This window comes from Pseudomonas sp. QS1027, assembly GCF_002814235.1.
GTDB lineage: Bacteria > Pseudomonadota > Gammaproteobacteria > Pseudomonadales > Pseudomonadaceae > Aquipseudomonas.
In genome coordinates this window covers 273,815-293,298 of record NZ_PHSU01000033.1, presented here as the reverse complement: position 1 = coordinate 293,298, position 19,484 = coordinate 273,815, and the positions used below count along the sequence as shown (strand labels likewise).

16 protein-coding genes are annotated in these 19,484 nt (G+C 62.3%); 10 read left to right on the top strand and 6 right to left on the bottom strand.

The window, feature by feature from the left end:
- Positions 1–3: 3 nt before the first annotated feature.
- Complete coding sequence (locus CWE01_RS28210) at positions 4–429, bottom strand: MerR family transcriptional regulator (RefSeq protein WP_100943841.1); 426 nt, start codon at positions 427–429, stop codon at positions 4–6.
- A 78-nt stretch (positions 430–507) separates the two neighbouring features.
- Here CWE01_RS28210 and CWE01_RS28205 point away from each other — a divergent pair, with 78 nt between their 5' ends.
- The gene (locus CWE01_RS28205) at positions 508–1,740 is read left to right on the top strand and encodes an NADH:flavin oxidoreductase/NADH oxidase family protein (RefSeq protein WP_100943840.1); all 1,233 of its coding nucleotides are present in this window, start codon (positions 508–510) and stop codon (positions 1,738–1,740) included.
- Positions 1,741–1,745: 5 nt separating this feature from the next.
- Here CWE01_RS28205 and CWE01_RS28200 read toward each other — a convergent pair whose 3' ends face one another.
- Complete coding sequence (locus tag CWE01_RS28200) at positions 1,746–3,392, bottom strand: phospholipase D-like domain-containing protein (protein ID WP_100943839.1); 1,647 nt, start codon at positions 3,390–3,392, stop codon at positions 1,746–1,748.
- Between the two features lie 196 nt (positions 3,393–3,588).
- Here CWE01_RS28200 and CWE01_RS28195 point away from each other — a divergent pair, with 196 nt between their 5' ends.
- Entirely contained in the window at positions 3,589–4,281 is a 693-nt protein-coding gene (locus CWE01_RS28195) for a YoaK family protein (protein WP_100943838.1), read from the top strand.
- Positions 4,282–4,294: 13 nt separating this feature from the next.
- On the opposite strand, the gene CWE01_RS28190 is transcribed toward CWE01_RS28195, so the two are convergent.
- On the bottom strand, positions 4,295–5,170 hold the full coding sequence (locus CWE01_RS28190; RefSeq protein ID WP_100943837.1) for a patatin-like phospholipase family protein: 876 nt from the start codon (positions 5,168–5,170) through the stop codon (positions 4,295–4,297).
- A 176-nt stretch (positions 5,171–5,346) separates the two neighbouring features.
- Here CWE01_RS28190 and CWE01_RS28185 point away from each other — a divergent pair, with 176 nt between their 5' ends.
- From CWE01_RS28185 to CWE01_RS28170, 4 genes are all read left to right on the top strand, one after another.
- Entirely contained in the window at positions 5,347–5,952 is a 606-nt protein-coding gene (locus CWE01_RS28185) for a glutathione S-transferase family protein (protein WP_100943836.1), read from the top strand.
- 157 nt (positions 5,953–6,109) lie between these two features.
- Complete coding sequence (locus CWE01_RS28180; RefSeq protein ID WP_100943835.1) at positions 6,110–7,867, top strand: FAD-dependent oxidoreductase; 1,758 nt, start codon at positions 6,110–6,112, stop codon at positions 7,865–7,867.
- Entirely contained in the window at positions 7,854–9,533 is a 1,680-nt protein-coding gene (locus tag CWE01_RS28175) for an alpha-keto acid decarboxylase family protein (RefSeq protein WP_100943834.1), read from the top strand. The genes CWE01_RS28180 and CWE01_RS28175 overlap by 14 nt, the downstream gene beginning before the upstream one ends.
- A 16-nt stretch (positions 9,534–9,549) precedes the next feature.
- Positions 9,550–11,577 (top strand): hypothetical protein, encoded by a 2,028-nt coding sequence (locus tag CWE01_RS28170; protein WP_100943833.1) that lies wholly within the window; start codon positions 9,550–9,552, stop codon positions 11,575–11,577.
- On the opposite strand, the gene CWE01_RS28165 is transcribed toward CWE01_RS28170, so the two are convergent.
- A complete protein-coding gene (locus tag CWE01_RS28165) occupies positions 11,574–11,984 on the bottom strand; it encodes a hypothetical protein (RefSeq protein ID WP_100943832.1) in 411 nt (136 codons plus the stop codon). The genes CWE01_RS28170 and CWE01_RS28165 overlap by 4 nt on opposite strands.
- Positions 11,985–12,022: 38 nt before the next feature.
- On the bottom strand, positions 12,023–12,427 hold the full coding sequence (locus CWE01_RS28160; protein WP_100943831.1) for a hypothetical protein: 405 nt from the start codon (positions 12,425–12,427) through the stop codon (positions 12,023–12,025).
- A 219-nt stretch (positions 12,428–12,646) separates the two neighbouring features.
- Here CWE01_RS28160 and CWE01_RS28155 point away from each other — a divergent pair, with 219 nt between their 5' ends.
- From CWE01_RS28155 to CWE01_RS28145, 3 genes are read left to right on the top strand one after another with little or no spacing between them, the layout of a single operon-like run.
- Complete coding sequence (locus tag CWE01_RS28155) at positions 12,647–15,865, top strand: efflux RND transporter permease subunit (protein ID WP_100943830.1); 3,219 nt, start codon at positions 12,647–12,649, stop codon at positions 15,863–15,865.
- The gene (locus tag CWE01_RS28150; RefSeq protein WP_100943829.1) at positions 15,858–17,021 is read left to right on the top strand and encodes an efflux RND transporter periplasmic adaptor subunit; all 1,164 of its coding nucleotides are present in this window, start codon (positions 15,858–15,860) and stop codon (positions 17,019–17,021) included. Before CWE01_RS28155 ends, CWE01_RS28150 begins: the two co-directional genes overlap by 8 nt.
- Positions 17,005–18,423 carry an efflux transporter outer membrane subunit gene (locus CWE01_RS28145; protein ID WP_100943828.1) on the top strand — a complete coding sequence of 473 codons (1,419 nt, stop codon included), beginning with the start codon at positions 17,005–17,007 and terminating at the stop codon, positions 18,421–18,423. Before CWE01_RS28150 ends, CWE01_RS28145 begins: the two co-directional genes overlap by 17 nt.
- 236 nt (positions 18,424–18,659) lie before the next feature.
- Here the strand turns inward: CWE01_RS28145 and CWE01_RS33415 are convergent, their stop codons facing one another.
- Positions 18,660–18,857: a hypothetical protein gene (locus tag CWE01_RS33415; protein WP_157815289.1), complete on the bottom strand. Its 198-nt coding sequence runs from the start codon at positions 18,855–18,857 to the stop codon at positions 18,660–18,662.
- On the opposite strand from CWE01_RS33415, the gene CWE01_RS28140 reads away from it, so the two are divergent.
- Positions 18,856–19,371 carry an Hcp family type VI secretion system effector gene (locus tag CWE01_RS28140; RefSeq protein WP_100943827.1) on the top strand — a complete coding sequence of 172 codons (516 nt, stop codon included), beginning with the start codon at positions 18,856–18,858 and terminating at the stop codon, positions 19,369–19,371. The genes CWE01_RS33415 and CWE01_RS28140 overlap by 2 nt on opposite strands.
- The last annotated feature ends 113 nt before the right edge of the window (positions 19,372–19,484 follow it).

The window sequence follows — 19,484 nt, the reverse complement described above, 5'->3', positions numbered from 1 at the left end:
CCCCTACAGCGGCAGCCGTGGCTGCGGGGACTGGATCGACGCCAATACCCGCTCGGTGTTTTCCGTGCATGTGGTCCCTTCGGGCCGGTTGCGGATGCCGTTGACGATCCCCAACAGCTGCATCTTGCTATGGGCCAGGCGCGCCTGCATGGCTTCGATCTGATCGATCTTGCGCTCCAGGCTGTCGACCATGACCTCATGACCCAAGCCCCCGGTCTCGGCCACCGGCACCAACGCCCGCAACTCCTCGAGACTGAAACCCGCCTGTTGCGCACACTGGATGATCGACAACGTCTGCAGCACCTCGGCCGGGTACTCACGGTAACCGTTGGCCTGGCGCTGCACCTTGCGAATCAAACCCTGGGCTTCGTAGAACCTGATCTTCGAAGCCGCCAGGCCACTGCGTAGGGCCAGTTCACCAATCTTCATAAAAGGCCTCGAATGGACGCTTGACATTAAAGTTAGGTTTAAGCTTAGCCTGAACTCCCCACTACCCCGGAGTCAAGCATGTCACCCTTTCAAGCACTGCTCTTGCCCAATGGCGTACAGATCCCGAATCGCATCGCCAAGGCCGCCATGGAAGAGAACATGGCTGACCTGGATAACGCGCCTTCCGCTCAGTTGATGGAACTCTACCGTGCCTGGTCCGACGGCGAACCGGGTTTACTGCTGACGGGTAACGTGATGATCGACCGTCGCGCCATGACCGGCCCGGGTGGTGTTGTACTGGAAGATGAAAAGCACCTGGAAAAATTCCGCCAATGGGCCGCCATCGGCCGGGCCAAGGGCGCGCAGTTCTGGATGCAGATCAACCATCCCGGACGCCAGACCATGGCCAATCTCGGCCAGACCGCCTGGGCACCGTCCGCGGTAGCGCTGGACATGGGCGGCTTCTCGAAGATGTTCGCCGAGCCTCGGCCCATGAGCGAAACAGATATCGAAGAGGTGATCGGCCGTTTCGCCAACAGCGCCCGTCTCGCCGAGCAAGCAGGCTTTACCGGTGTAGAGATCCACGCGGCCCACGGTTACCTGATCAGCCAGTTCCTCTCGCCGCTGAGCAACCAGCGCAGCGACCGTTGGGGCGGCTCGCTGGAGAATCGCGCACGCCTGTTGCTGTCGGTGGTCAAGGCGATCCGGGCCGTGCTTTCAGCGGACTTTTGCGTGGCGATCAAACTCAACTCGGCGGACTTCCAGCGCGGCGGCTTCGACGCTGACGATGCCCGTCAGGTGATCGAATGGCTCAACGATTTGCCGGTGGACCTGGTCGAGCTGTCGGGCGGCAGCTATGAGGCTCCGGCCATGCAGGGCGAAGCACGGGACGGCCGCACCCTGGCGCGGGAAGCCTATTTCATGGAAATGGCCGGCGAGTTGGCGAAGGTGGCGAAAATGCCGGTGATGGTCACCGGCGGTATTCGGCGCTTGCCCATCGTCGAGCAGGTACTGGACAGCGGCATCGCCATGGCCGGTATCGGCACCGCGCTGGCCGTGGAACCGCACCTGCCCCGGCACTGGCGCGAAGGCCGCAACAGCCATCCGCAATTGCCACCAATCCATTGGAAGAAAAAGCCGCTGGCGGCCTTGGCGAACATGGCGGTGGTCAAGTTCCAGTTGCAGCGCCTGAGCAAGGGTAAGCGCCCTCACCCCGAAGTTTCGGCGGTGTGGGCGCTGGTGCTGGATCGGTTGTTTATCGGCCGGCGGACGAAGCAGTATCGCGCGGCGATGAAGAACCTGAGCGCCTGATCCCGTTAGCGTCCGGCAAAGCGCAACCGCGACAGCATCTTCAAGTCGCCATCCTTGTAATACCCATCGCTCCAGCTGTTGTCTGGCGACAGCGGCTGGACCTGCTTGAGTTCCAGCTTCTTCGCGTAATAACGGAACCGGTAGTGCTCGTAGAAGCGCAGGATCTCCAGGCCATAACGATCCGCCAGATCGACATCGCCACGGATCACCAGGTAGTTCTCGTCATTGCCGTCACTGGCCCCGACACTGAGGTTGTGACTGCCACTGATAATGGTCGGTGCATCGGTGGTGAAGTCAGTGACGATGGCCTTGGTGTGCACCAGCAGATTGCCCTTCTGGCCCTTGAGTCCCTCCTTGATCCAACCCTCCAGGCCGGTATTGAGCAGCGCCGTGGCCACGAAATCATCCGTCCGATCGGCGTGAATCCCGGAGATGCTGCTGGCGGTATTCTGCAAGCCGAAACGCAGCACATCGTCATGGGGCTTGCCGAGCAAGGCGTCGAGGATTTCCTGGGGCAAGGCGAATGCGGTGGCGAACAGCACGTCCTTTTGCGCCGCCGTAATGATCTGCACGAACTCCTTCAGATCACCCTGTCCGGTACGCGGGGAGAACCCGGCGAACAACGGCTGGCTCGGGTCCATGGGATTGTTCTGGGTGATCCACTTGCGGGTCGCCGCCACATCCGCCGGCGCCGCCCAGATTTCCTCGAAGACCTGGGTGTACTCGGTGGCCAGGCGAACGTCGTCAAGCACGTGCACCACGTTGGCTTGACGATAAACACCATTGGCGGTGAAGTTGGTGCTGCCGCAGAGCACCGCTTCAGGCCGATACTCACCACCGGCATCGCGCTGGCTGAGCACAATGAACTTGTCATGGAAGATATTGCTGGTGACCCGCCCACGTTTGCTCTCCGCCGGAATCGGCGTCAGACTTTGCTCGTTCAGAGTGGTGTCCTCATCACCGACCTTGGCGTGATACAGCACTCGAATCCGCACACCGCGCTGCTGCGCCGCGTTCACCGCATCGACAATCGCCTTCAACTGGTACTCATAGATGGCGATATCCAGGCCCCACTGCACATCCGTTGCCCGGGCGATAAAACCCAGCAGCTCTTCCAGCAGTCCGTTTTCCAGCCACAGCCGCGCCGCATCCGGCCAGGCTTCGATGGGCAGGTTTTTCTGGGTACTGATCAGTTTGTCCAGATCGGGAAACTTGCGCTCAAAACCCTGGCTGGCCGCCACCGCACGGTTGAAGATCACCCGCTGGCCCTTGGGCAGGCCATTGTCGGTGGTCACCGTCAGCGCCAGCGATTCACCCAGTTGCGGCGCATCGGGCGTGCCGTAGGCCAGGTGCACCCGATAGTTGCTGGTGCTCCCGGGCTCGACGTTGTAGTCGGCCCAACGGAATTTCTGCAAAGGCGCCAGATTGCTCGGGGTCGCGTGGTACTGGGGGAAGGTGTGTTCCTTGCCGGGGAACGTCAGGCTGTTGAACAGGAACTGCCAGGGACCGCTGCCCTCCTGGCGTTCGATGGCGAAACCGAGCAGGCCGGCCCGCCGTGATTCGGCCAGATCGATGGCCAGCAACACGCCGCTGGTCCCGGCGTAGGCCTTGACCCGGAAATCGTCCTGGGGATTGCTCTGAAGTACGCGCATGCACCACATCCTTGGGAAGTCTGCTGAGGTGTGCGAGCGTAGCGAATTTTTATGGTGCCAGACACTTCACACGCCGATTTGCACCATGAAATTTTACGTCAGTTATTTCAGCTGTCCTGCCTTGATCAACGACAGACGGCGAGTTACCGTCTGGCTCAATCCTGTGCCCCGACGCCCGATCCAGAGAGGATATGTCATGGAATCCCCCTTGCACCCCAGCGTTGGACCGGCTCTCAGCTTCAACGGCGGCTTCGTCGACACCCTGGGCTTTCTCGCCTTGCAGGGTCTGTTCACCGCCCATGTCACCGGTAACTTTGTCACCCTCGGCGTGAGCATTGTCCATGGCACCTCCGGCGCGTTGCCCAAGCTGATCGCGCTGCCCGTATTCGTGCTGGTGGTGGGGCTGACACACCTGGCCGCGGTGGCGATTCATCGTCGGGGACTGACGCCGCTGCGCCTGTTATTGCTCGCCCATACGCTGATACTCGCGGCCTTTGCCCTGCTGGCGATTGTCTGGGGACCGTTTACCGATGGTGACAGCGCGACGGCACTGATCACCGGTATGACCGGGGTCACCGCCATGGCGATTCAGAACGCGATTTCCCGCCAGTATATGAAAGGGACTCCGCCGACCACGCTGATGACCGGCAACGTCACCCAGTTCGCCGTCGATGTGTTTGCCCTGTGGACCGAGCATGATGCGCAGCAACGTAGCGTGATCAAGCAACGTCTGAAACCGATTTGCGCGACGCTGCTGGCCTTTGCCTCAGGCTGCGTCGGCGCCGCCCTGCTCTATCTGGCCTGGGGATTATGGGCGCTGATCCTGCCGGTGGTGGTCGCCGTGGGCGTCTGCCTGGGTGTCTACCGCAATGACCGGCTCCATCCCTGAGACCCTGTGCCCCTCAGTGCCCGTGGGCCGAGGGATGAGTGTGAGCCTGCAATGAATCGGGCACGCCGGTACGAACCAGCCCGCCCTCCTCGATCCAGACGCAAGTTTGCTCATAGGCGCGCTGCAACAAGGCATCGGTCTGGCTGAAATCAAAGACCGAGATCCCCAAGGGACACAAAGGCGCAACCACGTGAATACCTGCCCGGTGCGCGTAGAGTTCGATATCGCGCACCAATTGCCGCATGCTCATCAGGTTCAAGGTGTGCAACGCCAGGGCCACCAGGCCGGCAGGCGGTTGTGGGCAAGCGCAGCCGAACCCCGTCGGCACCACCACGATGCGGTTGGCCCCCAGGTCGACCGCACTGGCAATCGGCGTGTTACTCGCCACGCCACCGTCGACCAACAGCTTGTCGCCGATCTTCACGAAAGGAAATACCAGCGGGATCGCCGCGCTGGCCAGCAGCGCCTGTTGCGCACTGCCGCTGGACAACAGCTCTTCAGCCCCCGTCAGCAGGTTGGTGGTGACGATATGCAGTGGCAGGACCGTGTCTTCGATCCGCGCCACGGGCAACGCTCGCTTGACCAGTCGCTCCAGTGCCGTGGCCTGTAACAGAAAGCCGCGCCGATTGATCAGCGCCCTCAGGGTGTCGAGCAACGACAGGGGAAACACATCGCCCTTGCGCAAACTGCGCCAGAAGTCCGCCAACTCCTCCACGCCTTCAGCGGTGGGCCGTGCGGCGAAGTAGGCACCGTTGATGGCACCGACCGAAGCGCCGATCACCAGATCGAAGCTCACCCGGGCTTCCACCAGGGCCTTGAGCATGCCCACCTGGACCGCGCCGAGGCTACCGCCTCCAGCCAGTACGAGGGCCGTTTTGACAGCGTGCATGGCGGAGCCTCGCTCGTACTCGATGACGGTCTTACAGGAGCATAGCTGGCGACTTGAAACTCAACGCGATAGCCAACTAGTATTCCGCCAGGACTCAAAGCTGCGTGTCCAGCGCAGTAACCGGCTCAAGCCCTCGGGGCTGAAGATTTCTTCACCGTATCAAAAGGACAGGATCAATGAAGCTTATCGGTATGCTGGACTCTCCCTACGTGCGCCGGGTCGCCATCACCCTCAAGCACCTAGGCATCGCCTTCGAACACCAGTCGGTCTCGGTGTTTCGTGACTTCGAGCGCTTCGCGCAGATCAACCCGGTGGTCAAGGCGCCGACCCTGGTCTGCGATAGCGGTGAAGTGTTGATGGACTCCGGGCTGATTATCGAGTACCTGACGCTGATCGCCGGCCCAGGCCAAGCCTATGCCAGCCAGGCCGAACAGGTACGCGGGCTGCGGCTGATCGGGCTGGCCCTGGCCGCCTGTGAGAAATCGGTGCAGATCGTCTATGAGAAGAACCTGCGCCCGGCGGAAAAACAGCACGGGCCCTGGCTGGAACGAGTCGGCGGCCAGCTGGAAGCCGCCTACACTCAAATCGAGAGCGAACTGGCACGCCAGCCGCTGCCTGAGGACGGCACGATTCGTCAGGAAGGCATCAGCCTGGCGGTTGCCTGGAGCTTCAGCAAAATGATGCTCCCCGAACAATGCCTGGCGACACACTATCCGCGCCTCGAGCAATTCACCGCCTATGCCGAGGGCCTGGAGATTTTCGTCAGCACCCCGGCCACCTGATCCCCCCGCGCTCCCGTGCCTGTTCCTCCTGTTGGCGGCCAGTGATTTGGCCACCGACGCGATACCGTAGTGGCACACTGGCATTTCGGCAAAACTCGACAATACTTGGTCGCGATCGGAATGCTCAGTCCCCTTTCTCTTCGAAATGGAGTTCGCCATGAAGTCGCAAGAACTGGAACTTGACGTGGCCGTGGTCGGCGGTGGCGTCTCAGGCAGCTACAGCGCCTGGCGCCTGCAACAGGTCCATGGCGATACACAGAACATTGCCTTGTTCGAATACGGTGACCGAATCGGCGGACGCCTGTTCAGTATCAACCTGCCGGGCTTGCCCAATGTGGTCGCCGAGGTCGGCGGCATGCGCTACATCCCGGGGCCCGGCGGCCATGTGCTGGTGGACAATCTGGTCAAGCACCTCAAGCTGCCCAGCCAGGATTTCCCCATGGGTGCACCCAAGCCGGTCTATTCGAAGAACAACCTGTTTTATCTGCGCGGCAAGCGCTTCCGTTATCGCGACTTCGTCGAAGCCCCGGAAAAAATCCCCTACGACCTGGCCTGGTCCGAGCGCGGCTTCTGCCCCGAGGACCTGCAGGTCAAGGTGATGAACTATGTGTACCCGGGCTTTGACAAGCTTAGCCTGTGCCAGCAGATGCAGGTCACGGTGTTCGGCAAGGAAATCTGGCGGTATGGCTTCTGGGACCTGCTCTACCGGGTGATGAGCAACGAGGGTTACCAGTTCATGAAGGATGCCGGCGGCTATGACGCCAACGTGGCCAACGCCAGCGCGGTAACCCAGCTGCCCGCCACCGAATACACCGACACCACCGAGTTCCTGACCCTGAGCAAGGGTTTCCAGAGCCTGCCCCTGACCCTCGCGGCAAAGTTCGCCAAGCTGCCCGGCAAACTACCGGGCAAGCAACGGGTACAGATGAACCAGCGACTGACCGCCATCAGCTACGCCAAGGACCCCGACTTTCCCTACCGACTGCACTTCCAGACCACCACCACGGTGGACGGCAGCACCCGCGACGCCGGCAGCCAGTCCGTGGTCAAGGCGAAGAAAATCATCCTGGCCATGCCTCGCCGCTCCCTGGAACTGATCGACTCGCCATTCTTCAACGATCCCTGGCTCAAGGACAATCTCGGCTCGGTGCTGGTGCAATCGGCCTTCAAGCTCTTCCTCGCCTACGAACAGCCCTGGTGGCGTGCCCTCGGGCTGGTGGCCGGGCGTTCGGTCACCGACCTGCCGGTGCGGCAGATCTACTACATGGGCACCGAATGCGAGCAGAAAGGCGGTGAGCCGACGCTCAACTCGTTGCTGATGGCCTCCTACAATGACATCGGCACCGTGCCGTTCTGGAAAGGCCTGGAAGGCGGTGCACCCTTTGTTGGCCACACGCCCGCCAACCTGGCCGGGCTGCTCAAGACCGAGCCGGTGGTGCCCAGGACCCAGTTCACCGTCAGCGACGAAATGGTCCGGGTGGCGCAGATGCAGGTCACCCAGGTCCATGACCAGGTGGAACTGCCGCGTCCCTACTCGGCGGTCTATCACGCCTGGGACGCCGATCCGTACGGCGGCGGCTGGCATGAATGGAAAGCCAATTACCGGCTCGACCAGATCATCTGCCGCATGCGCCGGCCGGTGGAAAACCAGCAAATCCATATCGTCGGCGAGGCCTACTCTTATGGCCAGGGCTGGGTCGAAGGCGCACTGACCGTGGCCGAATCGACACTCCAGGACTTCTTCGGCCTCAAGCGGCCGACCTGGCTCTCCAAGCACTACGACCTGCTGCCGGTGCCGACACCCGATGGCTGCGCCCTGGAACCGGGCAAGCGCCCAGCCTGCAAGGACTGCGCGAACACCCTGAATGAAGTGACTCAATTTGCCTATAAGGGGATCGACCATGGCAATACGTAGAGACTTTACCGTCGCCGACTACCTGCTGGCACGGCTCCTTCAACTGGGTGTGCACAAGGTGTTCCAGGTCCCCGGCGATTATGTGTCGGGATTCATGGACGCCCTGGAGAAATCCACCGATATCCAGCCGGTCGGCGAAGTCAATGAAATGAGCGCCGCCTACGCTGCAGACGGTTACGCCCGCTATGCCGGGATCGGCGCGGTCTCCCTGCAATACGGCGTCGGCACCTTCAGCGCGGTGAACGCCATTGCCGGCTCCTATGTCGAGCGCAACCCGGTGGTGGTCATCAGTGCCAGCCCGTCGGCGAAGAATCGCCAGATCATCTGGTCGGCGGATGTGCTGTTCCACCACTCCACCGGCGACCTGGAAGTCGGGCGCAAGGTGTTCGAGAACATCACCGTGGCCTGCGAGCTGCTGGACGACAGCCGTACCGCACCGGCACTGATCGACCGAGCTCTGGTGGCCGCCATCAGCCAGCGCCGGCCGATCTACCTGGAAGCCTGGCAGAACGTCTGGGGTGAACCCTGCGAGGAACCCGTCGGCGAACTCTCTCCCGTGCCGGCCGCCTGCGATCTGCTGTCGCTGGACGCCGCGGTCGAGACCTCGGTGCAACGCCTGCGCCAGGCGAAAAAGCCGTTGATCATGCTCGGCATCGAGATCGCCCGTTTCGGCCTGCAAAAACAGGCACTGCACCTGATCGAAGCCAGCGGCCTGTCGTTCACCACCTCGCTGGAAGCCAAGACCGTCGTCGACGAGAACCACCCGCAATTCATCGGCACCTATGCCGGCACCGCCTCACGGTTGTGGACCCAGGACCTGGTGGACCAGACCGACTGCATCCTGGCCATCGGGGTCATCTTCACCGACGACTACCTGCAACTGCTGAAAAAGGATTTCGGCCAGATCATCCTGGTCAACACCCAGCTGGCCCGCACCGGCTTGCAGTATTACCCCCATGTTCCACTGCCGCAGTACCTGACCGCCCTGACCAGCGCACTCGGCCTGGACGAGGACTTCCCGCTGCCCTTGCGTCCGCGTGAACCGCTCTCGCCGCTGCTCAGGGCAACCGATCACGACACGCCCCTGAGTTACGAGCGGTTCCTCGACACCCTCGCCGATTTCGCCCGGGAGCAACGCCTGTGGGACAACAGCGCGCTGATCCTCGGTGAAAGTTCGGCGCTGTATGCCGCGAGCAATATCATGGGCATGCCCGAAAACAGCTTTGTCGCCGATGCCATCTGGGGTTCCCTCGGTCACGAGACCGGTTGCGCCCTGGGGGTGGCCCTGGGCGGCCAGCGCCGGCCGCTGGTGGTCGCCGGCGACGGCGGCTTCATGATGATGTGCCAGTCACTGTCGACCCTGGTGCGCAATCGCGTAAATGCCGTGGTCTTCGTCATGAGCAACGAGGTCTACGCCATCGAACAGGCCTTCGTGAACATCAATGCGTTCAAGGAACATGGTGAGTTCGCGCCCTTCGACCTCCTCCCCAGCTGGGACTACCTGGCCCTGGCCAAGGGTTTCGGCGCCAAGGGCTACAAGGTCTCGACCCTGGGTGAATTGCGCGAACTGCTGCTCAAGCTGCTGGTGATCGACGAGACCGTGCTGGTCCAGGTGGTCATCCCGCAAAAAGACCTGGCACCCCAGATAGAACGACTCGCGTCCTGAAAGGAGCATTCACTACATGGCTGTATTGCGTCTTGCTGTCGCTGCCCTGCTGCTCACCGGCCTGTCCGTGGCCCAGGCCCATACCCACGGACCTGAAACGGCCGAAGGTCCGAAGCATTTCACCCCGGTCTCGCCCGACACCCCGTACCTCGAAGTCCTGCGCCAATGCGTCAGCCAGAAGGACACCGAACAGGGCCAGTTGCTCTCGGGCCTGGGCGGTACGCGTTATCCCATGGTCAGCCTGAAGGACGCCGATCAGGTCGAAGCTTTCTATAGCCAGGGCATGGCCCTGCAATATGGCTTCAACTTCTCCGAAGCCATCCGCGCCTTCTACCAGGCCAGCCGGTTCGACGAAGGCTCGGCGATGCCTTATTGGGGCATTGCCTTGTCGGCCAACTCCAATATCAACAGCGACGCCACCCCCGGTTGCGACCAGTTGGCCTATCGCTCAGCGCAGATCGCCCTGGAACACGCCAATGCCCGCCTCAAGGACCCGCAAGCCAAGGCCCATTTCAGCGAACGGCAGCTACAGCGTGAAGTCGATTACGCCAAGGCGTTCCTCACCGCCTACACCCTCAAGGACGGCAAGGTCAGCCTCGACGACGACGGCAAACAGCACTACGCCGACGCCATGAAAGAACTGTCGCAGACCTATTTCGACGACCTCGATGCCGCCACCCTCTACGCCGATGCCCTGCTCAACCTGACCCCGTGGAAATGGTGGGACGGTGAGGAGGCGGTCTCCGATACGGTTCAACCGACGCCGGCGGCCTATGAGGCGTTGCAGGTACTCAACCGCGTGTTGGTGCAGGACAAGCTGCACACCGGCGCCAATCACTTCTATATCCACGCCATCGAGGAATCGCCGTTCCCCGACAGCGGACTGCCCATGGCCAATCGCTTCCGCGACCAGAACCCGGCCATCGGCCATCTGGTACACATGGCCTCGCATATCTACCAGCGCACCGGCAACAACGCCCTGGCCAGCGTCGCCAACTACACGGCGGTTTCGGTGGACCGGGCCTATGCCCATCAGGTCGGCCCGCAGAGCCCCTACCCGCTGCATTACCTGGGTCACAATATTCACTTCCTGATCTGGACCCTGTCCATCGAGGGCCGCCAGAACGAAGCCATGAACATGGCCGAGGAACTGGTGGAAAACACCACGCAGTATTCGGCCCTGGAGTTCCTCTGCAAGCAGTACCCCGACGAGATCCGCACCAAGTCCGACTACTTCTATGCCGTGCCCTATTACTTCGCCGTGCGCTTCCAGGACTGGACCGCCCTGGAGCGTATCGAACCGAAGATCGAGCAGGGCCTGAAGACCATCAACGACACCTGCACCCAGGCCGACAAGGATTGGAAGCCACTGACCGCGCCTTACACCCGGGTCATGGCCGCCTACGCCAAGGCTTATCGGCAGTTGGCTGAGGACGGACTGGACCAGGAGAAAATCGACGACGCGCTCAAGGGCTACTGGCAGGCGGTGACCGATACCCTGAAAGCCATACCGGATCTCAACTACGGCAACAACAAGGCTTCGGAGCTGTTTCGCATTGCCAACCTGATCCTGCTGAACAAGGCCCAGGACAGCAGCCACGGCAAGCTCGACCTGGCGTCACTGCGGGAAACCGGTGCGAAGGTGTTTGGCAAGGATCCCTCGCAGGCCCTGGCCACCGACCTCAAATCACTCCAGGGCGATAACCAGGAGCAGATCATCGGCGCCTGGCGCAAGGCGGTCTCCATTCAGGATGCACTGAGCTATAACGAGCCACCGGACTGGTATTACACCTTGCGTGAATCCCTGGGCTACGCGCTGCTGGCCCAGGGCAACGCGGCCGAAGCCGAAAAGGTTTTCCGTGAAGACCTGATGGGTAATCGCCTCAGTGGTCGCTCGCTCAACGGGCTGAAGCTCAGCCTGCAACAACAGCCGGACAAGCCGGTGCCGGCACTGCTCGACCAACAACTGCAGACCGCCTGGCGCAACGCTACCATCAGCGCTGCGCCGTCAGGCTTCAGTGCGGTCCTGAAGGCCAGCGATTAACCCGGCAGGCACTGGAAGTCGCCGGTCTCGGCGACTTGCTTGCCATGGGAATCCATCAGGCGGGCGTTGACTTCCTGGCCCAGGCTCGACTCCACCAGCTTGTAGTGCTCGCCGGCCTTGAACTGGTTGAAGCTGACTTCCCCCGAGCAGTCCTGCTGGTTGCCATCGCCCCACGGCATCTCCACCAGCATCACGTCCAGCTTGTGGGCGCCAGGTGGCACTTCGAAGAAACGCCCATCATCGATTTTCTGGCCATCGACCTTCTCGGCGAGCATGTCGTTCGGCGCTTCATTTTGCAGACCGATCCAGGCTTCGCTCGGATCCGCCTTCGGCATCGGGCCGGCACACGCGGAGAGCAGAAAAGCCAGGCCCAGGGTCGGAATCAGCATCAGGGGTTTGAATGTCATGGTGTTCTACCTCAAAAGATGAAAAAAACTGTCAGCGGTTAAATGCAGGAAAACTTCCTGGACTGGGCCACGGTCACGCCGTGGTCGTTCACCAGTTCAGCCCCAACATTGACGCCGGATCCCGACTCCACCAGGTGATAGCGCTTGCCAGCCTTGAACTGGTCGTATTCCACCTGGCCGCTGCACTCGGGCTGGTCGGAATTACCGTTGGCGCCCTGGACCAGGAGCACTTTCAGATCGTGCTTGCCCGGTGCCACTTCGAAGTAACGGCCGTCGTCGACGCGCTTGCCATCCACACGCTCTGCCAGCAGGTCGTCGCTCGACCCCTGCCCCAGGCCGATCCAGGCTTCGCTCGGGTCAGCCTTGGGCTGCGGCGCGGCGCAGGCAGACAGCAGGCAAACCAGTCCAAGGGTCGAAATCAACATCAGCGGTTTAAGGGTCATTGAATGAATTCCTCTCATATTCAAGTGCTTTATCGCTGGACGGAAAATCCGTCTAATCGAGACGAAGAGTGGCGAACTAGAGGCTTTTGTACAAATGAACACACATGAAGGGATTTTCAGTCCTTATCTAAAAGATCCTTCATGTTGGTGAAAGCTAAACGTTAAGTTCCAGACGCAAGACTGCCGGTGTTTGCAATTCCACTCCCCGGAGGTTCAGGCATGCTCGGGCTGGTAAAGACCGCACTGCTCAAGCCCTACACGTTTATCGTGTTGGCGATATTCATCTGCATCATCGGGCCGCTGGCGGCCCTGCGTACCCCCACCGACGTGTTTCCCGACATCGGTATCCCGGTGGTCGCAGTGGTCTGGCAATACAACGGCCTGTCCCCCGAGGACATGGCCGGCCGGGTGATCTACACCTACGAACGCTCCTTGAGCTCCACGGTCAACGACATCGAACACATCGAGTCGCAATCGTTGCCGGGCATGGGCATCGTCAAGATCTTCTTTCAGCCGGGAGTGGACATCCGCACCGCCAACGCCCAGGTGACCGCGGTCTCGCAGACCGTGCTCAAGCAAATGCCGCCGGGGATCACCCCGCCGCTGATCCTCAACTACAGCGCCTCGACGGTGCCGATCCTGCAGATGGCGTTTTCCAGTCCGACGCTGTCGGAAGCGAAGATTCGTGACCTGGTGCAGAACAATATCCGCCTGCCCCTGACCTCCGTTCCGGGCTTGGCGATTCCAACGCCGATGGGCGGCAAGCAACGCCAGATCACCCTCGACCTCGATCCCCAGGCGCTGGCCGCCAAGGGCCTCTCGGCGCAGGATGTGGGCAATGCCCTGGCCGCGCAGAACCAGATCATTCCGGTGGGTACCGCCAAACTCGGCCCCTACGAATACACCGTGCTGCTGAACAACAGCCCGAAAATCATCGAGGAACTCAACGACCTGCCGATCAAGACCGTCGACGGCGCCCTGATCACCATCGGCCAGGTGGCCCACGTGCGTGACGGCTCGCCGCCGCAGACCAACATCGTGCGGGTCGATGGCCGCCGCGCGGTGCTGATGCCGGCGATGAAGAACGGCAATATCTCCACCCTGTCGATCGTCGACAACATCCGCAACATGCTGCCGCTGATCAATGAAACCCTGCCGCCGGAGCTCAAGACTTCGCTGCTGGGCGACGCCTCGGTGTTCGTCAAGCAGTCGGTGGGCAGCGTGGCCCGCGAAGGCATCATCGCGGCCCTGCTGACCAGTGCGATGATCCTGCTGTTCCTCGGCAGCTGGCGCTCGACCCTGATCATCACCGCCTCGATTCCATTGGCGGTGCTCTCGGCCATCGCCCTGCTGGCCGCCACCGGCCAGACCCTCAACGTCATGACCCTCGGCGGGCTGGCGCTGGCGGTGGGGATCCTGGTGGACGATGCGACGGTGACCATCGAGAACATCAACTGGCACCTGGAACAGGGCAAGGCGGTCAACGACGCGATCCTCGACGGCGCGAAACAGATCGTCGGTCCGGCGTTCGTCTCGCTGCTGTGTATCTGCATCGTGTTCGTGCCGATGTTCATGCTGCAAGGTATCGCCGGCTTCCTGTTCCGGCCAATGGCCCTGGCGGTGATCTTCGCCATGGCCAGCTCCTTCCTCCTCTCGCGGACCCTGGTACCGACCCTGGCGATGTTCCTGCTCAAGCCCCATGTGGTCGAGGGCGGCAGCGGTCATCATCCCGAAGATGAATTCATCAACCATCACGAAGGTGAACAGCACCGCAAGCCACGCAATCGCCTGCTGCAAGGCGCACTGAATTTCCAGCAGGGTTTTGAACGCGGCTTCTCGACGGTGCGCGATGTGTATCACGGACTGCTGACCCTGGCGCTGGGTTGCCGCAAGCGTTTCCTGTTGGGTTTCCTGGCCTGCGTGCTGGCCTCCTTCAGCCTGCTGCCGAGCCTGGGCGAAGACTTCTTCCCCGCTACCGACGCCGGCGCCCTGGCCCTGCATGTACGCCTGCCACTGGGTACCCGGATCGAGGAAAGCGCCGCGACCTTCGACCGTATCGAAGCGCGGATCCGCGAGGTGATTCCCGCCGAGGAACTGGACAACATCGTCGACAACATCGGTATTCCGTTGAGCGGTATCGACATGGCCTACAGCAGCAGCGGCACCATCGGTCCGCAGGACGGCGATATCCAGGTAACCCTCAAGGCCGATCACCAGCCCACCGCCGACTACGTGAAAAAGCTGCGCACGGCCTTGCCGGAAAGCTTCCCCGGCAGCCAGTTCGCCTTCCTCCCGGCGGATATCAGCAGCCAGATCCTCAACTTCGGCGCACCGGCTCCACTGGACGTGAAAATCTCCGGACGCAGCGCCGAGGAAAACCGCGTCTTCGCCCTCGAACTGCAAAGACGCCTGCAACACGTACCGGGGATCGCCGACCTGCGGATCCAGCAATCGGTCGGCTACCCGTCGCTTGAAGTGAAGGTCGACCGCATGCGCGCCAAGGGCCTGGGCATCACCGAGCGTGACGTCACCAACAGCATGGTCGCCTCCCTGGCGGGCAGCTCCCAGGTGGCACCGACCTTCTGGCTCAACCCGGCCAACGGCGTGTCCTACGGCGTGGTCGCGGCCACTCCGCAATACCGCCTGGACAGCTTGCCATCACTGGAAGCACTGCCGGTCACCGGTAGCAACGGCCAGTCGCAGATCCTCGGCGGCCTGGCGACCATCAATCGGGTGCAGAGCCCGGCGGTGGTGACCCACTACAACATCCAGCCGACCCTGGACATCTACGCCAGCGTGCAAGGCCGAGACCTCGGCGCGGTGGCCCATGACATCCAGAAGATCCTCGACGATGCCTCGTCCTTGCGGCCAAAGGGCGCGATTGTCAGCCTGCACGGGCAGATCGACGCCCTGCATGAAGCCTTCGGCGGCCTGAGCTTCGGCCTGCTCGGCGCGGTGGTGCTGATCTATCTGCTGATCGTGGTCAACTTCCAGTCCTGGGTCGACCCGTTCGTGATCATCACCGCCCTGCCCGCGGCCCTCGCCGGGATCGTCTGGATGCTGTTCCTCAGTGGCACCTCGCTGTCGGTGCCGGCCCTGACCGGGGCCATCCTCTGCATGGGGGTGGCCACCGCCAACTCGATCCTGGTGGTGAGCTTCTGTCGCGAACGCCTGGCCGAACACGGCGACGCCCTCAAGGCTGCCCTGGAAGCCGGCTACACCCGTTTCCGTCCGGTCTGCATGACCGCCCTGGCGATGATCATCGGCATGTTGCCGCTGGCCCTTTCCGAAGAACAGAACGCCCCTCTCGGACGCGCCGTGATCGGCGGTCTGATCCTGGCGACCACTGCCACCCTGCTGTTCGTCCCCGTGGTGTTCAGCCTGGTGCATGGTCGCCAACCTATTCGCGCCGTAGCTGGAGAAAACACCCATGACTGATCGCAAACCTTCGGGCAAACGCCTGCTTTACATGGGCGTCGGCGGTCTGACCCTGGCCGCCTTGCTGGTCGCCAACGGGATTGCCGCGCGAACCCGCCACGAAAAATCCGTGACCGCCTGGACCGAAAGCGCCGCCATCCCCATGGTCAGCGTCTTCAAGCCGGCGCAGAACGCCGCCGGCGACACCCTGCGCCTGCCGGCCCACCTGGAAGCCTGGAGCAAGGCGCCGATCCATGCGCGGGTCAGCGGCTACCTTAAAGACTGGAAAACCGACATCGGCAGCCAGGTCAAGGCCGGCCAGATACTCGCCGAAATCGACAGCCCGGACCTCGACCAGCAGGTCGCCCAGGCCCATGCCCATCTGGTGCAGGAACAGGCCAACGCGCGCCTGGCCGGGACCACCGCCACCCGTTGGCGAAACCTGGTGGAGACCCATTCGGTGTCGCGCCAGGAAGCCGATGAAAAAAGCTCCAACGCCGACGCGGCCAAGGCCAATGTCGAAGCCGCCGCCGCCGACTACGCGCGGCTGTCGGCCCTGGAAGCGTACAAGACCATTCGCGCGCCCTTCGCCGGCACCATCACTGCCCGTAACACCGATATCGGCCAGTTGATCAAGGCCGACAACGACAGCGATCCGGAGCTCTTCGACATCGCCGACACCCACCAACTGCGGCTCTACGTGCCGATCCCGCAGAACTACGCCAGCGTGATCCATCCCGGTCTCGAGGTGAAACTGACGGTGCCGGAACACCCGGGCCAGCAGTTCAACGCCAAACTGCTGGGCAACTCCACCGCCATCGACTCGCGCTCCGGCACCCTGCTGGCGCAGTTCGTCGCCGAGAACCCGGACAACGTCCTGCTGCCGGGCGACTATGCCGAAGCGACCCTGCCGATCCCGGCGGACACCCATGGCGTCAGCATTCCCGCCAGCGCCCTGATCTTCCGTGCCCAGGGCACCCAGGTGGCCGTGCTGGACGCCCAGTCCCATGTGCACCTGCGCGACATCCACATCGGCCTGGACCTGGGTGAACGCCTGGTCATCGACCAGGGCCTGAAACCCGCCGACACCGTGATCGACAACCCGCCGGACGCCCTGCGCGAAGGCGACCCGGTGAAACTCGCCGACGCCGGAGGCCAACATGTCCCCAAGGCTTAAGCGCAGCGCCTGGCTCTTGATCGCGACCTTGCAGGGCTGCTCCCTCGCGCCGACCTACAAGCCGCCGCAACTCGACTTGCCGGAGCACTATCGCGAGCAGACCAGCGACGGTCCGTGGCACCTGGCACAACCGGGCGACAAGCTGTCGGAGCAATGGTGGTCGCTGTTCCAGGACTCACACCTCAACGAACTGCAGCAGCGCCTGCTCAAGGCCAACCCGGACCTGGCCGCCGCCCTGGCGCACTACGACGGCGCCCAGGCCTATGCGAGCCAGCTGCATGCCGGGCTGTTCCCGCAGATCACCGCCAGTGCGCAGCCCCTGCGCCAGCGCCAATCGGACAATCGCCCGTTGCGCGGTAGCACCCAGCCGGCGGTGTACAACAGCAATACCGCGGGTTTCACGCTGAACTTCGACCTCGACCTGTGGGGACGGATTCGCAACCAGGTGGCCGCCGGCGATGCCCAGGCCCAGGCCTCCGGCGACGACCTGGCGGTGGCGCGCCTGAGCCTGCAACAACAGTTGGCAACCTTGTATATCCAGCTCAATGGCCTGGACGCCCAGAGCCGGATCCTCGCCAGTTCCCTGGATGACTACACCCAGGCGCTGCAACTGACCCGTGACCGCTACCAGGGCCAGATTGCCTCGGAACTCGACCTGACCCGCGCCCAGAGCCAACTGGCCGAGGCCCAGGCCCAGCTGGACGAAGTGCGCGGCCAACGCAACCTGGCCGAACACGCGATAGCCGAGCTGGTGGGTGAACCGGCCAGTGATTTCCAGTTGCCGCCGACCCAGGCAATCCTGACCATTCCCAAGGTGCCCGGCGCCCTGCCCAGCGGCTTGCTGCAACGCCGTCCGGATATCGCCGCGGCGGAACGCCGGGTGTTTGCCGCCAATGCCGGGATCGGCGTGGCCAAGGCCGCCTGGTACCCGGACTTCAGCCTGACCGGCCTGCTCGGCGGCCAGACCCAGGGCAGCGGCAGCCTGCTGTCGACGGGCAATCGCTATTGGGCATTGGGGCCGCTGGTCAACCTGCCGATTTTCGATGGTGGGCGTCTCAGTGCCCAGGAGCATCAGGCCAAGGCCGAATTCGACGAGGCTTCAGCCCATTACCGCAGCCAGGTCTTGCGCGCGGTACGCGAAGTCGAGGACAACCTGGCGCAACTGCGTGACTTGCAGCGCGAAGCCCTGGATGAGCAGGCGGCGGTGAATGCGGCGCAGAACACCCAGACCCTGGCCATGAACAGCTACCAGGCCGGGGCGGTGAACTACCTCGACGTGGTGACGGCGCAGACAGCGGCGTTGCAGACCCAGCGGCAGTTGCAGGCGTTGCAGACCCGACAGTTGCAGGCCAGCATCGGCCTGATGACTGCATTGGGTGGCGGTTGGAGTGCCCAGGGCTGAGCAAGCTGAACGCGATCCCTTGTAGGAGCCGGCTTGCTGGCGATAGCGACCGGTCAGGCGATGCAGGACTTGCTGGCCTCATCGCCAGCAAGCCGGTTCCTACAGAGTGGGTGGTGTGCTCAGGACCCTGTTTCAGGACTGCGCAACTTTTGTCCCATCCCCTGCCTTGAAAACGCCCCCTCCAGCCCCACAATGCCCGCTATACAAGGCCTCCAACCACCCAGGCAATTTCCTGCTCATGCCTGCGCAACACCTTGCGCACTTTTCCTGAAGAAACGCCCTTTAAATCTAGAAAATTTCGAGAAAACAGAAATAACTGACTGTTTTAAAACAATAATCAAAGAACAGGCACAACTCTTGATCTGTAGACCTGCGAACCCATCGAGTTTCCCTTGATGGCAAACAGCACCTCTTCGGACAAGGAATTCATCCATGCCAACACCTGCCTACCTGACCTTGCAAGGCACCAAGCAAGGCCTGATCACTGCCGGCACTTTTACCCAGGACTCGGTCGGAAACATCTACCAGGAAGGTCATGAAGACCAGATCCTGGTCCAGGGTTTCGCCCACGATGTCACCATCCCCCGCGACCCGCAGTCAGGGCAACCGACCGGCCAGCGTGTGCACCAGCCGCTGATGATCAGCAAGGTCTTCGACAAATCCTCGCCGCTGATTTTCAGCGCCCTGACCAGCGGGGAAAAGCTGACCAAATGCCGTCTGGAGTGGTACCGCACCTCCTCCTCCGGCACCCAGGAGCACTACTTCACCATCGAGCTGGAGGACGCCATCGTCGTCGACGTGAAATCGCGCATGCCCAACTGCCAGGACCCTGACCATGCCCACTTCACCCATCTGGAGGACGTGTTCTTCAGCTACCGCAAGATCACCTGGACCCACGAAGTTGCAGGCACCTCCGCCTCCGATGACTGGCGAGCCCCGGTGATCTGATTGCCCTTTGGCGTCGTTCGGCCTCGCCGACGGCGCCGTCCACCGTACCCTCAAACCTTTTGGCGCGCTGCGGCTTCGGCATTGGCGAAGGTTTCGTACGGCCCTGATTTCAC

What these genes read in the sequence shown, in the direction of transcription:
- CWE01_RS28205 (WP_100943840.1), top strand. Translation starts at nt 508, where the DNA reads ATGTCACCCTTTCAAGCACTGCTCTTGCCCAATGGCGTACAGATCCCG.
- CWE01_RS28165 (WP_100943832.1), bottom strand. Translation starts at nt 11,984, where the DNA reads ATGACATTCAAACCCCTGATGCTGATTCCGACCCTGGGCCTGGCTTTT.
- CWE01_RS28180 (WP_100943835.1), top strand. Translation starts at nt 6,110, where the DNA reads ATGAAGTCGCAAGAACTGGAACTTGACGTGGCCGTGGTCGGCGGTGGC.
- CWE01_RS28155 (WP_100943830.1), top strand. Translation starts at nt 12,647, where the DNA reads ATGCTCGGGCTGGTAAAGACCGCACTGCTCAAGCCCTACACGTTTATC.
- CWE01_RS28185 (WP_100943836.1), top strand. Translation starts at nt 5,347, where the DNA reads ATGAAGCTTATCGGTATGCTGGACTCTCCCTACGTGCGCCGGGTCGCC.
- CWE01_RS33415 (WP_157815289.1), bottom strand. Translation starts at nt 18,857, where the DNA reads ATGGATGAATTCCTTGTCCGAAGAGGTGCTGTTTGCCATCAAGGGAAA.
- CWE01_RS28170 (WP_100943833.1), top strand. Translation starts at nt 9,550, where the DNA reads ATGGCTGTATTGCGTCTTGCTGTCGCTGCCCTGCTGCTCACCGGCCTG.
- CWE01_RS28190 (WP_100943837.1), bottom strand. Translation starts at nt 5,170, where the DNA reads ATGCACGCTGTCAAAACGGCCCTCGTACTGGCTGGAGGCGGTAGCCTC.
- CWE01_RS28175 (WP_100943834.1), top strand. Translation starts at nt 7,854, where the DNA reads ATGGCAATACGTAGAGACTTTACCGTCGCCGACTACCTGCTGGCACGG.
- CWE01_RS28200 (WP_100943839.1), bottom strand. Translation starts at nt 3,392, where the DNA reads ATGCGCGTACTTCAGAGCAATCCCCAGGACGATTTCCGGGTCAAGGCC.
- CWE01_RS28160 (WP_100943831.1), bottom strand. Translation starts at nt 12,427, where the DNA reads ATGACCCTTAAACCGCTGATGTTGATTTCGACCCTTGGACTGGTTTGC.
- CWE01_RS28140 (WP_100943827.1), top strand. Translation starts at nt 18,856, where the DNA reads ATGCCAACACCTGCCTACCTGACCTTGCAAGGCACCAAGCAAGGCCTG.
- CWE01_RS28195 (WP_100943838.1), top strand. Translation starts at nt 3,589, where the DNA reads ATGGAATCCCCCTTGCACCCCAGCGTTGGACCGGCTCTCAGCTTCAAC.
- CWE01_RS28145 (WP_100943828.1), top strand. Translation starts at nt 17,005, where the DNA reads ATGTCCCCAAGGCTTAAGCGCAGCGCCTGGCTCTTGATCGCGACCTTG.
- CWE01_RS28210 (WP_100943841.1), bottom strand. Translation starts at nt 429, where the DNA reads ATGAAGATTGGTGAACTGGCCCTACGCAGTGGCCTGGCGGCTTCGAAG.
- CWE01_RS28150 (WP_100943829.1), top strand. Translation starts at nt 15,858, where the DNA reads ATGACTGATCGCAAACCTTCGGGCAAACGCCTGCTTTACATGGGCGTC.